The sequence below is a fragment of the Bacillus sp. FSL M7-0307 genome (genome assembly GCF_038627835.1).
GTDB lineage: Bacteria > Bacillota > Bacilli > Bacillales > Bacillaceae > Bacillus > Bacillus altitudinis.
Genome location: NZ_CP152023.1, coordinates 3341775 through 3363782, shown reverse-complemented (window position 1 = coordinate 3363782; position 22008 = coordinate 3341775). Strand labels below are relative to the sequence as shown.

27 protein-coding genes are annotated in these 22008 nt (G+C 41.9%); 25 read left to right on the top strand and 2 right to left on the bottom strand.

What is annotated here, in order from left to right:
- The first annotated feature begins 43 nt into the window (after positions 1-43).
- Positions 44-1000, top strand: a complete 957-nt coding sequence (locus MHI41_RS17215) for an AEC family transporter (protein WP_007497662.1) — start codon at positions 44-46, stop codon at positions 998-1000.
- A gap of 34 nt (positions 1001-1034) precedes the next feature.
- On the opposite strand, the gene racA is transcribed toward MHI41_RS17215, so the two are convergent.
- On the bottom strand, positions 1035-1586 hold the full coding sequence (gene racA, locus MHI41_RS17210; protein ID WP_342494351.1) for a chromosome-anchoring protein RacA: 552 nt from the start codon (positions 1584-1586) through the stop codon (positions 1035-1037).
- Between the two features lie 210 nt (positions 1587-1796).
- On the opposite strand from racA, the gene prfA reads away from it, so the two are divergent.
- From prfA to MHI41_RS17105, 21 genes are all read left to right on the top strand, one after another.
- Positions 1797-2864, top strand: coding sequence for a peptide chain release factor 1 (prfA, locus tag MHI41_RS17205; protein WP_008343422.1), 1068 nt, complete (start codon positions 1797-1799; stop codon positions 2862-2864).
- Complete coding sequence (gene prmC, locus MHI41_RS17200) at positions 2854-3741, top strand: peptide chain release factor N(5)-glutamine methyltransferase (RefSeq protein WP_342494350.1); 888 nt, start codon at positions 2854-2856, stop codon at positions 3739-3741. Before prfA ends, prmC begins: the two co-directional genes overlap by 11 nt.
- Before the next feature lie 137 nt (positions 3742-3878).
- Positions 3879-4358: a hypothetical protein gene (locus MHI41_RS17195; RefSeq protein ID WP_017368211.1), complete on the top strand. Its 480-nt coding sequence runs from the start codon at positions 3879-3881 to the stop codon at positions 4356-4358.
- A gap of 157 nt (positions 4359-4515) precedes the next feature.
- Positions 4516-5166: a stage II sporulation protein R gene (spoIIR, locus tag MHI41_RS17190; RefSeq protein WP_007497652.1), complete on the top strand. Its 651-nt coding sequence runs from the start codon at positions 4516-4518 to the stop codon at positions 5164-5166.
- A gap of 63 nt (positions 5167-5229) precedes the next feature.
- Complete coding sequence (locus MHI41_RS17185) at positions 5230-5670, top strand: general stress acyl- n-acyltransferase (protein WP_327868498.1); 441 nt, start codon at positions 5230-5232, stop codon at positions 5668-5670.
- A gap of 165 nt (positions 5671-5835) precedes the next feature.
- Entirely contained in the window at positions 5836-6888 is a 1053-nt protein-coding gene (locus MHI41_RS17180) for an L-threonylcarbamoyladenylate synthase (protein WP_342494349.1), read from the top strand.
- A 60-nt stretch (positions 6889-6948) separates the two neighbouring features.
- Positions 6949-7503 (top strand): manganese efflux pump MntP family protein, encoded by a 555-nt coding sequence (locus MHI41_RS17175; RefSeq protein ID WP_052320298.1) that lies wholly within the window; start codon positions 6949-6951, stop codon positions 7501-7503.
- Positions 7504-7566: 63 nt separating this feature from the next.
- The gene (locus MHI41_RS17170; protein WP_017360042.1) at positions 7567-8025 is read left to right on the top strand and encodes a low molecular weight protein arginine phosphatase; all 459 of its coding nucleotides are present in this window, start codon (positions 7567-7569) and stop codon (positions 8023-8025) included.
- Positions 8026-8166: 141 nt separating this feature from the next.
- The gene (gene rpiB, locus MHI41_RS17165; RefSeq protein ID WP_003214714.1) at positions 8167-8616 is read left to right on the top strand and encodes a ribose 5-phosphate isomerase B; all 450 of its coding nucleotides are present in this window, start codon (positions 8167-8169) and stop codon (positions 8614-8616) included.
- 12 nt (positions 8617-8628) lie between these two features.
- Positions 8629-9168 carry a TIGR01440 family protein gene (locus tag MHI41_RS17160; protein WP_017368208.1) on the top strand — a complete coding sequence of 180 codons (540 nt, stop codon included), beginning with the start codon at positions 8629-8631 and terminating at the stop codon, positions 9166-9168.
- A gap of 177 nt (positions 9169-9345) precedes the next feature.
- On the top strand, positions 9346-10593 hold the full coding sequence (glyA, locus tag MHI41_RS17155) for a serine hydroxymethyltransferase (RefSeq protein ID WP_024718755.1): 1248 nt from the start codon (positions 9346-9348) through the stop codon (positions 10591-10593).
- Between the two features lie 147 nt (positions 10594-10740).
- Positions 10741-11370, top strand: coding sequence for a uracil phosphoribosyltransferase (gene upp, locus MHI41_RS17150; RefSeq protein ID WP_003214553.1), 630 nt, complete (start codon positions 10741-10743; stop codon positions 11368-11370).
- Positions 11371-11868: 498 nt separating this feature from the next.
- A complete protein-coding gene (locus tag MHI41_RS17145) occupies positions 11869-12252 on the top strand; it encodes an ATP synthase subunit I (protein WP_007497639.1) in 384 nt (127 codons plus the stop codon).
- Positions 12253-12259: 7 nt separating this feature from the next.
- On the top strand, positions 12260-12994 hold the full coding sequence (gene atpB, locus MHI41_RS17140; protein WP_007497637.1) for a F0F1 ATP synthase subunit A: 735 nt from the start codon (positions 12260-12262) through the stop codon (positions 12992-12994).
- A gap of 48 nt (positions 12995-13042) precedes the next feature.
- A complete protein-coding gene (gene atpE / locus MHI41_RS17135; RefSeq protein WP_003214968.1) occupies positions 13043-13255 on the top strand; it encodes a F0F1 ATP synthase subunit C in 213 nt (70 codons plus the stop codon).
- 120 nt (positions 13256-13375) lie between these two features.
- On the top strand, positions 13376-13888 hold the full coding sequence (atpF, locus tag MHI41_RS17130) for a F0F1 ATP synthase subunit B (protein ID WP_007497634.1): 513 nt from the start codon (positions 13376-13378) through the stop codon (positions 13886-13888).
- Complete coding sequence (locus tag MHI41_RS17125; RefSeq protein ID WP_007497632.1) at positions 13885-14430, top strand: F0F1 ATP synthase subunit delta; 546 nt, start codon at positions 13885-13887, stop codon at positions 14428-14430. Before atpF ends, MHI41_RS17125 begins: the two co-directional genes overlap by 4 nt.
- A 16-nt stretch (positions 14431-14446) precedes the next feature.
- A complete protein-coding gene (atpA, locus tag MHI41_RS17120; RefSeq protein ID WP_008343398.1) occupies positions 14447-15955 on the top strand; it encodes a F0F1 ATP synthase subunit alpha in 1509 nt (502 codons plus the stop codon).
- An 88-nt stretch (positions 15956-16043) separates the two neighbouring features.
- Positions 16044-16910, top strand: coding sequence for a F0F1 ATP synthase subunit gamma (locus tag MHI41_RS17115; RefSeq protein ID WP_007497628.1), 867 nt, complete (start codon positions 16044-16046; stop codon positions 16908-16910).
- 24 nt (positions 16911-16934) lie between these two features.
- Positions 16935-18356, top strand: coding sequence for a F0F1 ATP synthase subunit beta (gene atpD, locus MHI41_RS17110; protein ID WP_008343395.1), 1422 nt, complete (start codon positions 16935-16937; stop codon positions 18354-18356).
- Positions 18357-18380: 24 nt separating this feature from the next.
- A complete protein-coding gene (locus tag MHI41_RS17105; protein WP_008343393.1) occupies positions 18381-18776 on the top strand; it encodes a F0F1 ATP synthase subunit epsilon in 396 nt (131 codons plus the stop codon).
- A gap of 48 nt (positions 18777-18824) precedes the next feature.
- On the opposite strand, the gene MHI41_RS17100 is transcribed toward MHI41_RS17105, so the two are convergent.
- The gene (locus tag MHI41_RS17100) at positions 18825-19292 is read right to left on the bottom strand and encodes a hypothetical protein (RefSeq protein WP_342494348.1); all 468 of its coding nucleotides are present in this window, start codon (positions 19290-19292) and stop codon (positions 18825-18827) included.
- A gap of 170 nt (positions 19293-19462) precedes the next feature.
- Here MHI41_RS17100 and MHI41_RS17095 point away from each other — a divergent pair, with 170 nt between their 5' ends.
- From MHI41_RS17095 to murA, 3 genes are all read left to right on the top strand, one after another.
- A complete protein-coding gene (locus MHI41_RS17095; RefSeq protein ID WP_008343389.1) occupies positions 19463-19693 on the top strand; it encodes a DUF1146 family protein in 231 nt (76 codons plus the stop codon).
- 128 nt (positions 19694-19821) lie between these two features.
- The gene (locus tag MHI41_RS17090; RefSeq protein WP_342494347.1) at positions 19822-20556 is read left to right on the top strand and encodes a YwmB family TATA-box binding protein; all 735 of its coding nucleotides are present in this window, start codon (positions 19822-19824) and stop codon (positions 20554-20556) included.
- A gap of 32 nt (positions 20557-20588) precedes the next feature.
- The gene (gene murA / locus MHI41_RS17085) at positions 20589-21896 is read left to right on the top strand and encodes a UDP-N-acetylglucosamine 1-carboxyvinyltransferase (protein WP_007497616.1); all 1308 of its coding nucleotides are present in this window, start codon (positions 20589-20591) and stop codon (positions 21894-21896) included.
- Positions 21897-22008: the final 112 nt, after the last annotated feature.

Below are 22008 nucleotides of genomic sequence, written 5' to 3'. Positions count from 1 at the left end.
ATAAAATAAGAAACATGTAAAGGATTCAAGGAGGAATAGTAAGATGGACTTTTTAAATATTTTGATCCTCCTAGCACCGATTTTTTTCGTTATCGCGCTGGGTTGGTTCGCAGGGAACTTCGGCAGCTATGACGCTAAATCTGCAAAAGGTGTAAGTACACTTGTTACAAAGTATGCTTTGCCAGCGCACTTTATCGCCAGCATTCTGTCAACACCAAAAGATAAATTCTATAGTCAAATTCCATTTTTCGTTGCATTGATTCTCGGAATCGTAGGCTTTTATATCATTATCCTTTTAGTTACGAAATTTGCTTTTAAATATGATTTAACAGATTCATCTGTTTTCTCATTAAACTCAGCACAACCGACCTTTGCATTTATGGGGATTCCGGTCTTGGGCAGTTTATTTGGGGCTCAAGAAGTTGCAATTCCGATTGCTATTACCGGAATAGTTGTAAATGCATTGCTTGATCCAATTGCTATTATTGTGTCAACTGTCGGTGAAAAAACAAAAGGAAAAGCCAAAGACGGCGAAAGTTTCCTAAAAATGACGACGAAAGCGATTTTGCACGGTTTATCAGAGCCGCTTGCGCTTGCACCGTTAGCAAGTATCATTCTTGTTCTTTTAGGATTTAAACTTCCTGAAATCGGACATGAAATGCTAGAGGAAATTGGAAGTGTTACATCAGGGGTTGCGCTCTTTGCAGTCGGTGTCACAGTCGGTATCCGCAAAATTAAACTGAGCTTACCAGCTTTCAGTATCGCATTGCTCAAAGTAGCTGTACAACCGTTGCTTATGTATTTTATCGCCATTCTTATGGGTCTTTCGGCGGATGAAATTACAAAAGCTGTATTGCTTGTTGCCTTCCCAGGTTCAGCTGTTGCGGCCATGATTGCCACTCGATTCGAGAAACAGGAAGCAGAAACAGCATCCGCATTTGTGATCAGTGCGATCATGTCACTCATTACATTACCGATCATTATTGCACTTACCGTATAATATAGTAGAAAGGCTGCCTTTTAGGCAGCCTTTCTTAGCGAAATGAATGAAACAGAGGGAAGAGCACACGCTTTTTTTTCATTTCGGGGTGTGCCTTTTCCTTTTCTTCTTCTTTTGATGGTTTTGGTTTTGTCAATGTGGCTGTGAGGCGTTCTAATTTTGCAGTTAATTCTTCAATTTCTCTTCTGTGCTGGAGGAGCTGGTAGGAGACACCTTCATCTGCTTTCTTAGCGAGTTTCCGTTCCATTTCTTGAAAACGCGCTTCAATATGACTAACGTGTGATTGCTCTTGAAGGAGCTGTTTCACTTGTTCTTCTAAGGCTTCTATCCGTTTTGATGAGTCAGAAGTTTTTACAGCAGGTGATAATTGCTGGGCGGTTTCTTCATGGATCGGCAGTCTAATGTCATGGAGAATCACACCTTCGTTCATTTGGTGTTTGACCTCTTTGAGCAGCTGGACAATATCATCGTGAAATTCGTAATGTCCAAGTTCATTCCGGGCGACAGGGATGTTGAGCTGTTTGACCCAGCGCTGAATTGTTTTTGAAGATACACCAATTTCCTTTGCAACCTCATTTGTATTCAAACCAAATGCCCTCCCTTTTTTCAATTATAAGTACCATTCTCTTTCGGGAGCATCCGTTCCTTCACGTTAGACAAAACAAGTAACCAATCGCCAAAGATCGTGTTTTCTAGTGAAAAATTGCAGAAAATCAATTGTTTTGGAAATTTTTTTGACTGTCATACCCCGCTATACTATAATTAGACTGTTACGCACAAAACAGAGGTGAAGACCATGTTAGACCGTTTAAAATCAATTGAAGAACGCTATGAAAAGCTAAATGAATATTTAAGTGACCCTGAAGTGGTGAACGACCCTAAGAAGCTTCGCGAATACTCGAAGGAACAATCTGATATTCAAGAAACTGTTGAGGTATATAGACAATATCGTGCGGCATACGATCAGCTAAGTGATGCGAAAGCCATGCTTGAGGATAAGCTGGATGCCGACATGCGCGACATGGTCAAAGAAGAAATTTCAGAGCTCACAGAGGAAACAGAACGTTTAGAAGACGAGCTGAAAATCTTGCTCATCCCGAAAGATCCGAATGACGATAAGAACGTTATTGTGGAGGTTCGTGGTGCAGCGGGTGGAGAAGAGGCTGCGCTGTTTGCAGGAAACCTGTACCGTATGTACAGCCGTTATGCTGAAATGCAAGGCTGGAAAACGGAAGTCATGGAAGCGAGTGTCACTGGAACTGGCGGTTATAAGGAGATCATCTTTATGATTAGCGGTAAAGGTGCATATTCTAAACTAAAGTTTGAAAACGGTGCACACCGCGTGCAGCGTGTTCCTGAAACTGAGTCAGGCGGCCGTATTCATACATCAACTGCGACAGTTGCTGTATTACCTGAGGCTGAGGAAGTTGAAATTGATATCCACGAAAAAGATATTCGTGTGGATACATTCGCATCAAGCGGACCAGGGGGACAAAGTGTTAATACCACAATGTCTGCTGTTCGTTTGACTCACCTTCCAACAGGTGTAGTGGTTTCCTGTCAGGATGAGAAATCACAAATCAAAAACAAAGAAAAAGCGATGAAAGTTTTGCGTGCGAGAATTTATGATAAATTCCAGCGTGAAGCACAAGCTGAATATGACCAAACCCGTAAATCTGCTGTTGGAACAGGGGATCGTTCAGAGCGTATCCGTACGTACAATTTCCCGCAAAACCGCGTGACGGACCACCGTATCGGATTGACGATTCAAAAGCTTGATCAAATTTTAGAAGGAAAACTTGACGAGGTCATTGATGCATTAATTATGGAAGACCAAGCAAGAAAACTTCAAAATGCAAAATAAAGAGCGAACGATCTTTGAAGCCCTTAAATGGGCTTCTTCTTTGTTAACGGAAGCGGGCAGAGACCAAAACGCAGCAGAGTTAATGTTGATGCATGTGCTGGGATGGAGCAGAAGTGAACTTCTTGCCCGTTTTCATGATCCACTGCCAGAGGAGCAAGATTCACAATTCAGCGAGTTCGTAGCACAGCACAAGCGTGGAGTGCCTGTGCAGCATTTAACGGGTGTTGAATTTTTTTATGGGCGTCCTTTTGAAGTAAACAAACACGTTCTGATTCCTCGTCCTGAAACGGAGGAAGTGGTGCTGGCGGCATTGAATATGATGAATCGTGTGTTTCCTAATGATCAACCGCTCAAAGCAGTTGATGTAGGAACAGGTAGCGGTGCAATTGCGATTACGTTAGCTCTTGAAAAAGAATCTCTCACTGTGACAGCGACGGATATTTCACATGAAGCACTTGAAGTAGCAAAGCGAAATCAAGAAGCGCTTGGTGCAGACGTTCATTTTGTCCAAGGGGATTTACTTGAACCGATTATGTCTCAAGGCATCAAAGTCGATGTGTTTATTTCCAATCCTCCTTATATTGCGGCAGAAGAAATGGATGGATTATCAGAGGTTGTCACAAAGCATGAACCTGTTAATGCGCTGACAGATGGGCGTGATGGCCTGTGGTTTTATGAGCGTATCGCCTGTGATCTCCACAAGGTACTTCATCAGCAAGCGGTGGTTGTCTTTGAAATAGGACATACACAAGCACAAGATGTAAAAGTGCTTCTTTTGCAGGCGTTCCCTTCAGCTGATGTTCATATCATCAAGGACATCAACGGAAAGGATCGAGCAGTTTGCGCACACATTCAAAACGGAAGTCCGGCTGAATAAAGTCGGACTATTTTATTATGTAAAGATGAAACTTATGGTAAAAGGGAAACGTATATATAGAAGAATGAACATTCTGATCATGATTTTTTACATAAATTTGTTTTGAAGGAGCGAATGGTGTGAACAGAAGGTATGCGATGGTGTTGGTCATCGTCAGTGTACTATTGATTGTGAGTGCTTGCGGTAAACCGAGCTTTAAAAAAGAAGCAGCAGCATTTGGGGAAAACTATAAAAAAGCACAATACACAGTGAATCGAACGGATGACCTATCTGACATGAAGGAGAAGTTGAAGGATTATTTAACCGAGCATGAATATCAAGAATATACACAAGACAGCATGTTTCCAAGTGTATTAGAAGCAGCAAAAGATCAAGATTGTCAAATTAAACTGAAAAAAATTACGTTTACACCTTCAGATGAAAGCGATGACAGTATTGAATTTGACTATGAAATGATCATTCAATTTATTGACCATAAAGGAAAGGTCAAAAAGGAAATCGAGAAAAAAGGCGCAATGACAGTCATCAAAACAGATTCGGGTTTAAAAATCAGCCGAGATTGGGATGGGAGATTGTACCCTTCCGATTACCAATCCTCACTAAAAAGCCGTTCATAAGTTGAACGGCTTTTTGCGTGCAGGAGAAATGTTGATTCGCTCCCCTCATAAAGAGGCTGACCTCATAATCTATTAAAAAAATCATTTTTGCTGTTTACGAGATGCGTTTCCTGGACACAATGTTTGTAGCGAAGAGAAAAAGTGGGGGGAACACAACATGTTCAAAAGTAAAATGATGATTTGTCTTTATATGTTTCTATTATTATGTGGTGCTTTTGCAAACCTTGGAAAAGAGGAGACGGCGGCTGCATCTGCCAATCAGCCTGTTGTGATTCCAGATGAAGCCATTCGGTTACGCATTTTAGCCAATAGTGACCGGTCGGCAGATCAAGATGTGAAACGAAGTATTCGAGATGAGGTCAATGCCAATATAACGGAGTGGGTGAAAGACCTCACATCCATTGAAGAAGCCAGACGTGTAATTCGTTCAAAGCTTCCAGACATCAATCGTATCGCCAAAGCAAAATTAAAGGAACAACACATTGATCAATCCGTATCGGTCAGCTTTCAAAAAGCCTCATTTCCAACAAAGCTTTATGGCAACTTTGTTTATCCTGCTGGGAAATATGAAGCCATTTTGATTACGTTAGGGGAAGGAGACGGAGCTAATTGGTGGTGTGTGTTATTCCCACCTCTCTGCTTTATCGATTTTTCAAACGGAGAAGCGATCGCCTCACCAGAAGGAGATGATAAAGAGCAGGTAGCCGCAGAGCCATCAAATGAATCTGTCAATGAAGTGGTAAAAGAAGAAGAGACGGGTGAAGTGAAATTCTTTCTGTTCGAATGGGTCTCTAGTCTTTTCTCTTAAAAAAGGTCTAAATCTGTTTTTGCCTCATAGAGTTGAAGTAAGAGAACAAAAAGAGGTGAAAGCATGTATTATCAATTAAGAATAGCGACAGAAGAAGATGCTCCGGCCATTAATGCTTTTCTTGAAAAAGGCCAAGCAAAAGGCGGGGTGACGATTGCAGAGCGTACGTCATTTGTGGTCATGGAAGATGCAGACGGTGAGCTTGCAGGCTGTTTAGGTCTTGAACGACTAAATGAACAAGAAGGATTGCTAAGATCACTTGTGATATCAGATAAACTCGGCCAAGGGCATATCGTTTCTTTGTTCCAAAGTGTTCAAACGCTAGGGGAAAAACAAGGTGTGGACACCTTTTATGTTGTAGCCAATCACTCCTCCTCGCATGATTTTTTAGCGCTGATGGGCTTTACGCCTATAGAGGAAATCCCAGAAAGTGTGTGGGTATCTGCGCATGCAAAAGAGTCGTTGGGAAAAGAGCAGGCGGTTGTGCTGCAAAAAAACAGCTAGTTAATCACAAAACACCGGACTTATTCACATACTTATCCACTGTAAAACAAGCGTTATCCACAAATTGTGGACAACGCTTGTTTTATTTAGCATCATCTTTTATACTTTCAAAAGGATAATTGAGATATATCAACAGTTTTATCTTTTTTAAAAGGAGTTTGTATGATGTTAAATACAAAAAGGTGGTCTGTGGATTTAAAAAAGGATTTATCCACATACTATCCACAAATTGAACAAGCAGCTCTGTTGTTGCGGCAGAATGAAGTGGTCGCTTTTCCGACAGAAACGGTTTATGGACTAGGGGCAAATGCAAAAGAGACAGAGGCTGTGAAGAAAATTTATGAAGCGAAAGGACGCCCAAGTGATAATCCGTTGATTGTTCACATTGCGGACGTTCAACAGCTCCATGAATTTGCGCAAATAGAAAATGAAAAAGTAACAGCGCTGATGGATGCCTTTTGGCCAGGCGCTCTCACCATTGTTCTACCTTGTAAGCCAGGCACACTATCAAAGCAGGTGACGGCAGGTTTATCTACAGTAGGCGTAAGAATGCCTGATCATCCTGTTGCGCTTGAACTCATCCGAGCAGCTGGTCTGCCAATTGCCGCACCAAGTGCCAACCGTTCGGGAAAACCGTCGCCGACACTTGCGGACCATGTCGCGAGTGATCTTGATGGGAGAATTGCTGGCATTGTCGATGGTGGTTCAACAGGTATTGGTGTGGAGTCAACGGTTGTATCCTGTATAGACGAGATTCCAGTGATCTTAAGGCCGGGCGGTATTACAAAAGAAGCGTTAGAAGAGGTCGTAGGAACAGTCAACATGGATCCAGGGCTGACGAAAAAGGATGAGGCGCCTGTATCGCCGGGAATGAAATACACACATTATGCACCTGAAGCACAAATGTATATATTTCATGGAAGTGATGAAGACATGCAGCTGCACATTCAGAAGTATCGAGCTGAAGGGCTAAAAGTAGGTGTGCTGACGACAGAAGAAAAGAAGGAATGGTTTGCGGCAGATGTTATCTTTAGCTGTGGATGGAGAGAAAAGCCTGAAACGGTTGCGGCAAACTTATATCGTGTGCTGAGACAATTTGATGAAACGGATGTAGACTTGATCATTTCAGAAGCCTTCTCAGAGCAGGGAGTTGGTTCTGCGATCATGAACCGTCTGCAAAAAGCGGCAGGAGGGCGTACCCTCTCTTCGTTCAATTAGTTCTAACCTCTCTTGGACAAACATAGGTTAAAGGAGAATGCGTGTCCAAGGGGGATTTACATGAATGAACTAGCTGGCGAATTGCTGACACTCAGTATCATGGCTTTTGCACTTGGAATGGATGCCTTTTCGGTTGGACTCGGCATGGGGATGATTCAGCTGAGATTCCGCCAGATCCTTTATATTGGACTTGTCATTGGGATATTTCATATGTTTATGCCTCTTTTTGGCATGCTAACAGGTCAGCTTTTATCTGGCTGGCTTGGGCTCCTAGCAACCTATATTGGCGGGGCGCTGCTTTTGGTGCTGGGTCTGCAAATGATCATCGCTTCTATCCGAAAAGAAGATAAGCCATTTATCGCACCTGTTGGGGCCGGTCTCGTTCTTTTTGCAACAAGTGTGAGTTTAGATAGTTTTTCCGTTGGCTTAAGCCTGGGGATTTACGGTTCTCGGGTGTTGATGACCATTTTATTGTTTGGCTTTTTTAGTATGATGCTCACATGGCTTGGATTATTACTCGGTAAACAGGTTCGGTCATGGGTAGGTTCATACAGCGGGGCGCTTGGCGGGTTTATTTTACTAGCCTTTGGAATCAAATTATTATTTCCGCTCTAGCCAGTCTCCTTACATAACATGTAGAATGAAATGCTATATAATAGAAGAAAAGGAGGTCGAAAGATGAATATCTTATTTGTTTGTACGGGAAATACTTGCAGAAGTCCGATGGCTCAAGCCCTTTTTTCCTCCATTGCAGATGAAAAAGGCTTACAGGTCACTGTAAAATCAGCGGGCATCTTCGCCTCTGATGCAGGGAAGGCTTCTCCTCAAGCAGTCGAAGCATTATTTGAGAAAAGCATTCCACTGAATCACTCATCGTCTAAACTAACAGAAGAACTTCTTCATGAAGCAGATTATGTCTTCACCATGACGATTCAGCATAAACAGTTGATTGTGGAGCAATATGCTCATGTGAAAGACAAGGTCTTCACTCTAAAAGAATTTGCGACAGGATCAGAAGGTGACGTGTCGGATCCATTTGGAGGGAGTCTCTCCATTTATCAGGAGACACGAGATGAACTAGAAACGCTATTGTATCAACTTGCTAAAAAGCTTAAACAGGATCACAAATCCTCATAAATGGACAACCTGTAAAACCGTTGCGCAAACGGTTTTTCTGCTTTTGTTTGCAAATGACTAGGCAGAGGTTAAAATATAACTGTAAATAAAGAATGAATGTAAGACATGACAGATCAACTCACCCTTAGGAGGAATTGCCCGATGAAAGTAGCCATTGCATCCGATCACGGCGGAACGAATATTCGTGAAGAAATCAAACAACTAATGGATGAATTAAAGATTGAATACATTGATATGGGTTGTGAATGTGGATCAGGTTCTGTAGACTACCCAGACTATGCTTTTCCTGTAGCCAACATGGTGGCAAACGGAGAAGTCGATCGTGGCATTTTGATTTGCGGGACAGGTATCGGTATGAGCATTTCAGCAAACAAAGTGAAAGGCATCCGCTGTGCACTGGCGCATGATACATTCAGTGCAAAGGCGACGAGAGAACATAATGATACAAATGTTCTTGCGATGGGAGAACGAGTCATTGGACCAGGATTGGCAAGAGAGATTGCTCACATTTGGCTGACAACAGAATTTACTGCAGGACGTCATGCTGTGCGGATTGGTAAAATCGCTGATTACGAAGAAAAGCATCTGTAAGGAGCGCTTAACATGAACATTGGTCAAGATTGGCTTGAGATGTTAAAAGAGTTTCATCAAACAGTTGAACTGCGAGCCGGCCACATTTTAGTGATTGGCTGCAGTACGTCAGAAGTGGCTGGCGAGCACATTGGGACAGCGGGAAGTGAGCAAATTGCTGAAGCTATTTATCAAGAGCTCGATCAACTGAGGCGCGAGATAGGAATTGAATTGGCCTTCCAATGCTGCGAGCATTTGAATCGTGCCCTCGTTGTGGAAGAAGAGGTGGCTTACCGGCTTAACTTAGAGATTGTAGCGGCAGTACCTGTCCGTAAGGCGGGTGGTTCTATGGCGGCTCATGCGTATCAGCAAATGGAACACCCTGTGCTGGTTGAATCCATTTCAGCACATGCAGGTATTGATATCGGTGATACATTCATCGGCATGCACTTAAAGCGGGTAGCCGTACCGGTCCGTCTCAGCCGTCATCAATTAGGACAAGCACATGTGACGTTTGCAAAAACTCGTCCAAAGCTGATTGGCGGAGAACGAGCCGTTTATACAAGATCATAGTTCGGATATATTTCTAATATAATGTTGAATGATGAAGACGCTTCACCCCTTGAATATTCGGGTTTTCATAAAAAAGAAGTCGATTTTCCAAAAAAAACTTTTACATTTTACTCAAAAACCGTGTACAATGAGATGGTGAAAACATCGAATGGAAATAGATTGGAGAGGATTTCGCTGATGAAACATTTACCTGAGCAAGACGCACAAGTATTCAAAGCAATTCAACTAGAGCGGAAACGCCAGCAGGACAAAATCGAATTAATTGCATCAGAAAACTTCGTAAGCGAAGCAGTCATGGAAGCGCAGGGCTCTGTCTTAACAAACAAATATGCAGAAGGTTACCCTGGTAAACGCTACTATGGCGGCTGTGAACATGTAGACGTTGTAGAAGATATCGCACGTGACCGCGCAAAAGAAATTTTTGGCGCTGAGTATGTGAACGTACAGCCTCACTCAGGTGCTCAAGCGAATATGGCCGTATACTTTACAATCCTTGAGCATGGCGATACAGTGCTAGGCATGAACTTATCACATGGCGGGCATTTAACACATGGAAGCCCTGTAAACTTTAGCGGCGTACAGTACAACTTTGTAGAATACGGTGTAGATAAAGAAACACAGCATATCGACTACCAAGATGTACTTGAAAAAGCACGTGAGCATAAGCCGAAACTAATCGTAGCGGGGGCAAGTGCTTACCCACGTCAAATTGATTTCAAAAAGTTCCGTGAAATTGCCGATGAAGTCGGTGCTTACTTTATGGTGGACATGGCTCACATCGCGGGTCTTGTTGCAGCAGGTCTTCATCCAAATCCAGTTCCTTACGCTGATTTTGTGACAACGACAACTCACAAAACATTACGCGGACCTCGCGGCGGAATGATTCTATGCCGTGAAGAGTTTGGTAAAAAGATCGACAAATCGATCTTCCCTGGTATTCAAGGTGGACCACTCATGCATGTGATCTCTGCAAAAGCTGTTTCTTTCGGTGAAGTATTGAACGGAGATTTCAAAACATATGCACAAAACGTGATTGATAACGCAAAACAACTAGCTGAAACACTTTTATCTGAGGATATTCAGCTTGTATCTGGTGGAACAGACAACCATCTTGTTCTCATCGACTTGCGCTCTCTTGGCATTACAGGAAAAATTGCAGAAAACGTTCTTGATGAAATTGGTATCACAGTGAACAAAAATGCGATTCCTTATGATCCAGAGAAACCATTTGTTACAAGTGGTGTACGTGTAGGTACAGCAGCAGTGACAAGCCGTGGCTTCGATCAAGAAGCGATGAAAGAAGTCGGTTCCATTATTGCGCTTGCTCTGAAACATCATGAAGATGAAGCGAAATTAGAAGAGGCGAAAAAGCGTGTATCTGATCTGACAGCTCGTTTCCCTCTATATCAAGAATTAGATTATTAAAATGTAGACCCATTTGCCTATTTTTGGCATGTGGGTTTTTTTTGTAGGATTTGCGAATCATATTGAAAGATGATGTCTTTTTATGTAGAATTGTAGGAAGTGTGCAAAGTTCACCGGAAGATGACAGAAAAGGAGTTGTAGCAAGCAATGGCAAAGGTTTATGTATTTGATCACCCGCTTATTCAGCACAAACTTACATATATTCGTGACGTTCATACAGGAACAAAAGAATTTAGAGAGCTAGTGGATGAAGTCGCAACATTAATGGCATTTGAAATCACAAGAGACTTACCGCTTGAAGAGGTAGATGTAGAAACACCTGTACAAGTCGCTAAATCAAACGTGATCTCAGGTAAAAAACTCGGAGTTGTGCCGATTTTAAGAGCAGGTCTTGGAATGGTAGACGGGATTTTGAAACTCATTCCAGCTGCCAAAGTGGGACATGTCGGTTTATACCGTGATCCGAAGACATTAAAGCCTGTTGAATATTATGTGAAGCTTCCATCTGATGTGGAAGAGCGTGAATTTATCGTAGTAGACCCAATGCTTGCAACGGGCGGATCAGCAGTAGAAGCATTAAACAGCTTGAAAAAACGCGGTGCGAAAAACATCCGCTTCATGTGTCTGATTGCTGCGCCAGAAGGTGTAGAAGAAATGCAAAAGCATCATCCAGATGTTGATATCTACATTGCAGCATTAGATGAGAAGTTAAACGAAAAAGGTTACATCATCCCAGGTCTTGGTGATGCTGGTGACCGTATGTATGGAACAAAATAAGAATGATTCATGAAAAGCCCACATGCAAACGTGCATGTGGGCTTTTTTGAAAAATATGACAAACGGTTGATATCGTTCTTAGAAAAATCAATGTATACTGAACATTAGCAGTTTTTTTGAATGAATGTCACATCTCTCCTAAAGTTTGATGAAATTGTGAACATTTTGTGTGCTCTCTCATTATAGAAAAGTTTTTTAACTTTCAACGGATTGACACATCATAGACGCTATTGTATGCTAAACGAGGGTATTATGGTAAGGTTTTCATAGCCTATAGCACTCTACTAATCCTCATTGTGAACCCTTTAATAATCAGGGTTTGTATCAGCGAATGAAGCAGAATCCCATAGATCTAAAGATTTCAAGTCTGATTGCACAATTAGACCGATGGGTGATTGATTTTTTTCAAACAGGACGGCTTATCATAAGCGTCTTCTACGCAGTTTTCATCACCATTTATCACCTTTTTTACAATATTTTTCATCGGGAGTCAGATGAATGAACGATCCAAACGTCATTTTCCGCAGACAGAGTAAATATATGTTCTATTTATTGGCAATTTTTGTGTTTGGCTATGCCATGCCTGGTTTTAAACCACTGTTTCTTGGTTTCATTATCGGCACAATTTTTGCTTTCTTTAATTTATTCCTGCTTATTCGGAGAATGCATGCTTTTGATCGAGCAGTTAAAAAAGGAAAATCTATTCGTTCAATGGGAAGTACAGCCAGGTGGGCCAACGCAATTCTCGCAGTAGCGATTGCTTGGCGTTACCCTAACGAAGTTCATCTGGCAGGTGTTGTTATAGGATTAATGACAATATATCCTGTCATTATGATAGATTCCTTCATTCAACTTAAACGTTCTACTATGGAAGAGAGGTGAATACTCTTTGGGTCACAGTTCAAAAACTACAGAATTTTTAGGGTTAACGTTCAACTTATCCAATGTTCTCATGATTACGATTGCTAGTATCATCGTTCTTCTCATAGCGGTGCTGACTACTCGTGTTCTGGCTATTCGTCCGACAAAGGCGCAGAACTTCATGGAATGGATTGTTGATTTTGTTCGAAATATCATAGGTAGTTCGATGGACATGAAAACAGGAGCCCCATTTCTAGCGCTTGGCGTTACATTACTCATGTACATATTTGTTTCAAACATGCTTGGACTGCCATTCTCGATTACGGTCGATCACAACTTATGGTGGAAATCACCAACTGCTGATCCTGCAATCACAATGACACTAGCGGTTATGGTCATGGGATTGACACACTACTATGGTGTTAAAGCAAAAGGAGTCAAGGAATATACAAAAGACTACTTTAGACCAATCCCACTTTTAGTACCGCTGAAAATTATTGAAGAATTTGCAAACACATTAACACTTGGTTTGCGTCTTTATGGAAATATTTTCGCTGGAGAGATTCTTCTTGGTTTACTTGCAGGACTTGCGACTAATTTCTATTCGCAAAACCTTGCACTAGGTATCATTGGTACATTGGGTGCCATCGTGCCGATGATTGTATGGCAGGCATTCAGTTTGTTTGTCGGAACCATCCAGGCATTTATCTTCACCATGCTGACAATGGTGTATATCTCCCATAAAGTCAGCGACGAACACTAAAAAATTGAGAGTCCAAAAAGGACGTTATTTTAAAGGAGGAGCTTTTTAATGAATTTAATAGCAGCAGCAATTGCAATCGGTTTAGGAGCACTAGGAGCAGGTATTGGTAACGGTCTAATCGTATCTAAAACAGTTGAAGGAATCGCTCGTCAGCCAGAAGCTGGTAGAGAACTAAGAACACTTATGTTCATCGGGGTAGCTTTAGTTGAGGCACTTCCAATTATCGCTGTCGTTATCGCATTCTTGGCATTCTTTGGTTAATATGTGAGAAGCGTTCTAATATGAATTTTAATGGCGAAGATCAGATTAGTTCGAAACTTCGCCATTCCTTTATGTTTTGTTTCTTAACATATTATTTAAAGAAGGGAGTTGCCGTACTAAATGTCTCAGTTACCAGTAGTTTTAGGAGCAGGTCTAAACACCGGAGATATCATATTCCAGCTGATCGCTATGCTCATCCTGCTTGCACTTTTAAAGAAATTTGCGCTTAAGCCTTTATTAGGGATTATGAAACAGCGTGAAGATTATATAGGAAATGAAATTTCAAGTGCTGAAGAAAAGCACGTTCAAGCTGAAAAGCTTCTTGAAGAACAACGTGTCTTATTGAAAGAAGCACGCGAAGAATCACATACACTCATCGAAAATGCGAAAAAGATTGGTGAGAAACAAAAAGAAGATATCATTCAAGCAGCGCGTCAAGAATCAGAGCGCTTGAAAGAGTCTGCTAGAACTGAAATCGTGAAAGAAAAAGAACAAGCTGTGGCTGCACTGCGTGAGCAAGTTGCATCACTATCTGTATTAATTGCTTCTAAAGTGATTGAAAAAGAACTTGATGAGCAAGCACAAGAGAAATTGATCCAAGAGTATCTTAAAGAGGCAGGCGAAAGCCGATGAGCGTGACTATTGTCTCTAAGCGTTACGCTTCTGCTCTTTTTGACATCGTTCTTGCTTCTTCGGCAGTAGACGAAACTGAAAAAGAGCTGAATGAGATCAAAAAAGTTCTGAAGGCTGACCAAGAATTAAATGACTTTCTTGTTCATCCGAAGATTACGGCAGACAAAAAGAAACATCTGATTGCAGAAGCTTTCAAAGGTGTTTCGACATATGTTTTGCACACAATGTATTTACTGATTGACCGCGGGCGCACGAATATTTTTCCTGAAATGGCGTCTGAGTTTGTGAAACTTGCAAACCGTACGAAACAAATAGACGATGCGATCGTGTATTCAGTTAAACCGCTCAGCGGAGCTGAAATCCAATCTTTATCTGAAGTATTTGCCAAAAAAGCCGGAGTCACATCACTGCGTGTTGAAAACGTGATTGACAAGGATCTAATAGGCGGAGTGAAAATCCGTATCGGAAACCGCATTTATGACGGCAGTGTCAGCGGAAAGCTTTCCCGCATTGAACGTCAGCTTGCAGGCGAAAATCGTTAGAAGGGGTGAAACCTTAGTGAGTATCAAAGCTGAAGAGATTAGCGCGCTGATAAAGCAGCAAATCCAAAACTATCAATCTGAAATTGAAGTAAAAGATGTCGGTACAGTCATTCAAGTAGGGGACGGTATCGCGCGTGTACATGGCCTTGACAACATTATGGCAGGAGAGCTTGTTGAGTTCTCTAACGGTGTAATGGGTATGGCTCAAAACCTTGAGGAGTCTAACGTAGGTATCGTAATCTTAGGACCTTACAAAGATATCCGTGAAGGTGACGACGTAAAACGTACAGGTCGTATCATGGAGGTTCCAGTAGGAGAAGAGTTAATCGGACGTATTGTGAACCCACTTGGTCAGCCTGTTGATGGACTAGGTCCAATTTTAACAAGCAAAACACGTCCAATCGAAAGTGAAGCACCAGGCGTTATGGATCGTAAATCGGTACATGAGCCGCTTCAAACGGGAATTAAAGCAATTGATGCCTTGATTCCAATCGGACGCGGACAGCGTGAATTGATCATTGGGGACCGTCAAACAGGTAAAACATCTGTTGCAATTGATACGATCCTTAACCAAAAAGATCAAGACATGATCTGTATCTATGTAGCGATCGGACAAAAAGAATCAACTGTTCGTGGTGTTGTTGAAACACTTCGTAAGCATGGTGCGCTTGACTATACAATCGTTGTCACAGCTTCTGCATCACAGCCAGCTCCACTTCTTTACCTTGCTCCTTATGCAGGTGTAACGATGGGTGAGGAATTCATGTATAACGGCAAGCATGTGCTTGTTGTGTATGATGACCTTTCTAAACAAGCGGCAGCTTACCGTGAGCTTTCATTATTGCTTCGTCGTCCTCCAGGCCGTGAAGCATTCCCTGGTGATGTTTTCTACCTTCACTCTCGTTTATTAGAGCGTGCAGCGAAGCTTAGTGATGAAAAGGGTGGCGGTTCTATCACAGCATTGCCTTTCGTAGAAACGCAAGCTGGTGATATCTCTGCATATATCCCAACAAACGTTATCTCAATCACAGATGGACAGATCTTCTTACAATCTGATCTCTTCTTCTCAGGCGTACGTCCAGCGGTAAACGCAGGATTGTCTGTATCTCGTGTAGGTGGTTCTGCACAAATCAAAGCGATGAAAAAGGTAGCAGGTACACTTCGTCTGGATCTTGCTTCTTATCGTGAGCTTGAAGCATTCGCTCAGTTTGGATCTGATCTAGACCAAGCGACTCAAGCCAAATTAAACCGTGGTGCTAGAACAGTTGAAGTCTTAAAACAAGACTTGAACAAACCGCTGAAAGTTGAAAAACAAGTAGCGATTCTTTATGCACTGACAAGAGGATACTTAGATGATGTAGCGATTGCTGATGTCAAACGCTTTGAAGCTGAGTTATTCATGTACATTGAAGAAAACCATAAAGACTTGTTTGACACAATCTCTCAAACAGGAAACATGCCTGCTGATGAAGAGTGGAAAGCAGCGATCGAAGGCTTTAAACGTACGTTTGCACCAAGCAACTAATTAGTAATCTTTCCGAGAGAAAAAGATTCTCTTTTTCTCTCTTTTCACGTAAATGAACACGGATTCCTGAAAAAAGGTGGTGAAATCTTTGGCCTCATTACGCGATATTAAGTCAAGGATCACGTCAACAAAAAAATCGAGTCAGATCACAAAAGCGATGCAAATGGTATCAGCTGCGAAACTGAATCGTGCTGAAAATAATGCGAAGTCCTTTGTTCCTTACATGGAGAAAATCCAAGAAGTCGTTGCGGCAATCGCAACTGGAACAAGTGCTAAGCACCCAATGCTTCTTTCAAGACCTGTTAAGAAAACAGGGTATCTCGTCATTACATCTGATCGAGGACTTGCAGGACCTTTTAACAGCTCGATTTTACGTGCCGCTTACCAAGCCATTCAATCTCGTCATCAATCTGCTGATGAATATGCGGTGATTGTGATTGGTAAAATCGGACGCGACTTCTTCAAAAAGCGTGGTATTCCAGTTATTTCTGAAGTAACAGGGCTTGGAGACGAAGTAGCGTTTGCTGATATTAAAGAATTAGCAAGCAGTACAGTGCAAATGTTCTCTGATGAAGCGTTTGATGAGCTTTACATGTTCTATAACCATTTCGTCAGTGCCATTTCACAAGAAGTAACAGAGAAAAAATTATTGCCGCTAACGGACCTTTCGGCCGCAGCGACACCAAATAAACGTTCCGCATCTTATGAGTTTGAGCCTTCTGAAGAAGAAATTCTTGAAGTTCTCCTTCCTCAATATGCAGAGAGTTTGATTTTCGGTGCGCTTCTTGACAGCAAAGCAAGTGAACATGCTGCAAGGATGACAGCAATGAAGAGTGCAACAGACAACGCAAAAGAATTGATCGACAGCCTGACACTCTCTTACAACCGTGCTCGTCAAGCAGCGATTACACAAGAGATTACAGAAATTGTCGGCGGAGCAGCTGCCTTAGAATAGAAATAATTGTCAGGAGGGAATGCAATGAAAACAGGACGCATCAGTCAGATCATGGGACCAGTCGTAGACGTTCGTTTTGAAGACGGTCACTTGCCTGAGATTTATAATGCGATCAAAGTTTCGCATAAAGCGGAAAGCGAAAGTGAAGTTGATATCGACTTAACTTTAGAAGTAGCACTACATTTAGGTGATGATACAGTGAGAACCATCGCAATGGCATCAACAGACGGTGTGAAGCGCGGTATGGAAGCTGTAGACCTTGGAAAACCAATTTCAGTACCAGTTGGTAACGTAACACTTGGACGTGTATTCAACGTACTGGGAGATAACATTGACTTAGATGAGCCACTTGGTGTGGAAGCGCAAAGAGACCCAATCCACAGACAAGCGCCTTCTTTTGATCAACTTTCTACAGAAGTTGAAATTCTTGAAACAGGTATCAAAGTTGTTGACCTTCTTGCTCCTTACATCAAAGGTGGAAAGATCGGTCTATTCGGTGGAGCCGGTGTTGGTAAAACCGTTCTGATTCAAGAATTGATCAACAACATCGCACAAGAACACGGCGGTATTTCTGTATTCGCTGGTGTTGGAGAGCGTACACGTGAAGGAAATGACCTTTACTACGAAATGAAAGATTCTGGCGTTATCGAAAAAACAGCGATGGTCTTCGGCCAAATGAACGAGCCACCAGGTGCACGTATGCGTGTAGCTCTAACTGGTTTGACAATGGCAGAGCATTTCCGTGATGAACAAGGTCAAGACGTATTGTTCTTCATCGATAACATCTATCGTTTTACACAAGCAGGTTCTGAAGTATCAGCCCTTCTTGGACGTATGCCTTCAGCGGTAGGTTATCAGCCAACTCTTGCAACAGAAATGGGTCAGCTTCAAGAGCGTATCACGTCTACAAACGTAGGATCGGTTACATCGATTCAAGCGATCTATGTACCTGCGGATGACTATACAGATCCAGCTCCAGCTACAACGTTCGCTCACCTTGATGCAACGACAAACCTTGAGCGTAAGTTGACAGAGATGGGGATTTACCCAGCGGTAGATCCACTTGCTTCAACATCTCGTGCCCTTGCACCTGAGATTGTTGGCGAAGAGCATTATGCGATCGCGCGTGAAGTTCAGCAAACATTGCAACGTTATAAAGAATTGCAAGATATCATTGCCATTTTAGGTATGGATGAATTATCTGAGGACGATAAGCTTGTGGTACACAGAGCTCGTCGTGTTCAATTCTTCCTATCTCAAAACTTCCACGTAGCAGAACAGTTCACTGGCCAAAAAGGTTCTTATGTGCCATTGCAAGAAACTGTTAAAGGCTTCAAGGAAATCTTATCTGGTAAATACGATCACCTTCCAGAAGATGCATTCCGCTTAGTCGGCCGCATTGAAGAAGTGGTTGAAAAAGCCAAAGAGATGGGTGTAGAGGCCTAATCTGGTCCTTAGGAGGGTAAAAGCATGAAGACCGTTCAAGTCAATATCGTTACTCCCGACGGCCCAGTGTATGAAGCGGATGTGGAAATGGTCAGTGTAAGAGCAGAAAGCGGTGAGCTTGGGATTTTAGCTGGCCACGTTCCAATGGTTGCTCCGCTAAAAATCGGTGCAGTTCGCTTAAAACATAGTGGATCAACTGAATTGGTTGCAGTAAGCGGTGGATTTGTTGAAGTTCGCCCCGAAAAAGTAACCATTCTTGCTCAGGCTGCTGAAACATCAGACAAAGTTGATGTCGATCGTGCAAAGTCAGCGAAACAGCGTGCTGAAGAGCATTTGAACCACCCGAATGAAAGTGATGTACGCAGGGCGGAACTCGCATTAAAACGGGCATTAAACCGTTTAAATGTAGCAGGGAAATAAAACAGAAAATCCTTCTTATCATTGCGATAAGAAGGATTTTTTTAAGGATTACATGAGAGACTGATACATCGACACATACGGATGAGATGCTTGCTTTTCAAGATATAAATGCTCGCAAAAATGCGTACTATGCCACGTTTTATTGTTTCGGCGCAAGCCAAGGGTATATTGATGCGAAGAGTCCATATAAGGCCGCACGACCCAATCAGCATCTGAATGATGCTTGATGACAACCTCTCCCATGTACACACTCAACATCGCTTCCAATGCATCAATAGGCATTTTCCACTCAGCAAAAAGCTGCTGACGGAAGGCATCGAAGTATAATGACTCTAACTGATAAAGGCTTTCCTCTGAGTAATCCAAAGAAATGTTATGAAAATGACACAATTGTGCTAATTCTTCTAGCTGTGTCTGTCTATAATCAAAGTAGTAAGCAATGGCTTCCCATTCATGTTCAAATGAGGGAACCAGTTCTCCGTACAAATCAACAAAGTCAGGAAAAGAATCTTTCAAATATGATCAGCTCCTTCCACCGCAGTATATCATCTCCTTCGCATCAGAATAAGAGGGGATTCACTCTAAATGTAGCTCTTTTTTCCAAATGATTCATCTTTCCGATTTTGGAGGATATAATGAAAGGGAGTTTTCCTTTACAGAAATCAATAAAAGGAGGATTCAAGTGTATGGAAGACGTAGGACAACAAGCAATTGTCAGTATTGTGATCCACCTATTTTTTATCGCCATTACGTGGTGGGCATTGCTTGCGGTGAATATTGATCCACTGATTAAAAAAGGAAAAATTATTCAAGCTAGATTGCTCATGATGCTGCTCACGATTGCTATTGCATCGGCAGTCAGCAATTTCTTCCTTGATTATTTAAATTTCTCCAGACAAATCCCTTATATGTTTTAACATAAAAGGTTTGGTCACTGCCTTCTGCGGGAACGTAAAAAGAAGTGTCAAAAATATGGCCTTTGATGACTTTTCCACGTATGCATTGATCTCCTTGCGGCAACACTTGTAGCAAGGGGGAATGACAAGTGAGAAAGTATTTAAAAGGTTGGCCATTATTTGCATTTATTCTTTTTTTTGTTCTGATGATTCAAGGTGTTCGGGCGGAAGAAACATCCACGCTTGCCCAAATAGCAGAAGGTATGAAAAACCAGCAAATCGAAGTAAGTGGATGGACGCTTCATGCCAAAACAAATATAGACATTTCATCCGAACAATTTTCAAAAAAAGTGAAACGTTTGAAAGTCGAACTACGACAGTATGAGTGGACCGAAAAAAAAGAGAAACATGTCACCAAAGTCACAGGAATTTACAAAGATGAAAAAAATGATACATTATCGAAAATTTTACTCGTGAAGACCGACACAAAATCAAACCAAAAGTCGTATTTATTATATGAGCAAAAAGGTGCTCGCCCACTGAATACCTGGGAGCATACATATGATCAGTTCGTACGTCATGCAAAAAGCATATTACAAGAAAAATTTGTGATTTTTACTTGTCTCGATGGTCATGTAAATGGTATGATGGATGTTGTTTTGCAAAAAAAAGCTGAAATGATAGCAAATGAATTTCAAGCAAAACCAGTTGAGTATCTCGTTGAGTCTAATTTTGTGTCGCTTTCCGCTTACACAGAGAAGTGGGAACAGTTCATTATGACTTCAAATGATAAAATGAATGTTCAAATTGCCATCAGAAGTTCGGAAATGAACGAAAATCATACGATTACGGTTGGCACACCAATCGTAACGACTGAATATTAATATAGAGAATTTGGGACGCGGAGGGGAAGACCTTGGAAAAAATCATCGTCCGCGGCGGTCAAAAGTTAAACGGCACAGTTAAAGTAGAAGGCGCAAAAAATGCCGTTTTACCAGTTATCGCTGCATCTTTGTTAGCAAGTACAGAAAAAAGCGTAATTTGTGATGTACCTACGCTCTCCGATGTATATACAATCAATGAAGTGTTACGTCATTTAGGAGCAGAAGTACATTTTGAAAATAACGAAGTATCAGTAGATGCATCTCATGCACTAGAAACTGAGGCTCCGTTTGAGTACGTCCGTAAAATGAGAGCATCTGTGCTCGTCATGGGACCACTTTTAGCTAGAACAGGTCATGCAAGAGTTGCATTACCTGGTGGTTGTGCGATTGGTTCAAGACCAATTGATCAGCATTTAAAAGGCTTTGAAGCAATGGGAGCTAAAATTCAAGTAGGTAATGGTTTCATCGAGGCTGAAGTAAATGGCCGTTTAAAAGGTGCAAAAATCTATTTGGATTTCCCAAGTGTAGGGGCAACTGAAAACATTATCATGGCAGCAGCATTGGCTGAAGGAACGACGATTTTAGAAAACGTAGCAAAAGAACCTGAAATTGTTGACTTGGCAAACTACATCAATGCCATGGGCGGTAAGGTTCGCGGGGCTGGAACTGGTACAATCAAAATCGAAGGTGTAGAAACACTTCACGGTGCAAAACACAACATCATCCCTGACCGAATTGAAGCTGGTACGTTTATGGTGGCAGCAGCCATTACTGAAGGAAATGTTCTTGTAAAAGGCGCTGTGCCTGAGCACATGACTTCACTTGTGGCAAAAATGGAAGAAATGGGTATTCAGATCATTGAAGAAGAAGAAGGTTTAAGAGTCATTGGACCATCTGAGCTCAAGCCAATCGATCTAAAAACAATGCCGCATCCTGGGTTCCCAACGGATATGCAATCTCAGATGATGGCGCTATTGCTTCGTGCGAACGGAACAAGCATGATCACAGAAACTGTGTTTGAAAATCGTTTTATGCATGCTGAAGAATTCCGCCGCATGAATGGCGATATTAAAATTGAGGGTCGCTCTGTGATTATCAATGGACCTGTTCAACTTCAAGGTGCTGAAGTGGCAGCGACTGATTTAAGAGCAGGAGCAGCACTTGTACTTGCTGGATTAGTGGCAGAAGGTCATACACGTGTCACTGAATTGAAGCATATTGATCGTGGATATGTGAACTTCCACCAAAAACTAGCAGCAATCGGTGCAGACATTGAAAGAGTAAATGATGAATCAGCAGATGTGACACAAGAACAAGTTGTATCAGATCTGAACGCGTAATGATAAAAGAAATCAGTGTGTCCATTTGGGCATGCTGATTTTTTTTTAGAATCATAGACTGGTTGCATTTTCAAAAGCTTATCATTAGTGTATCCAATCATTTTAAATTTTA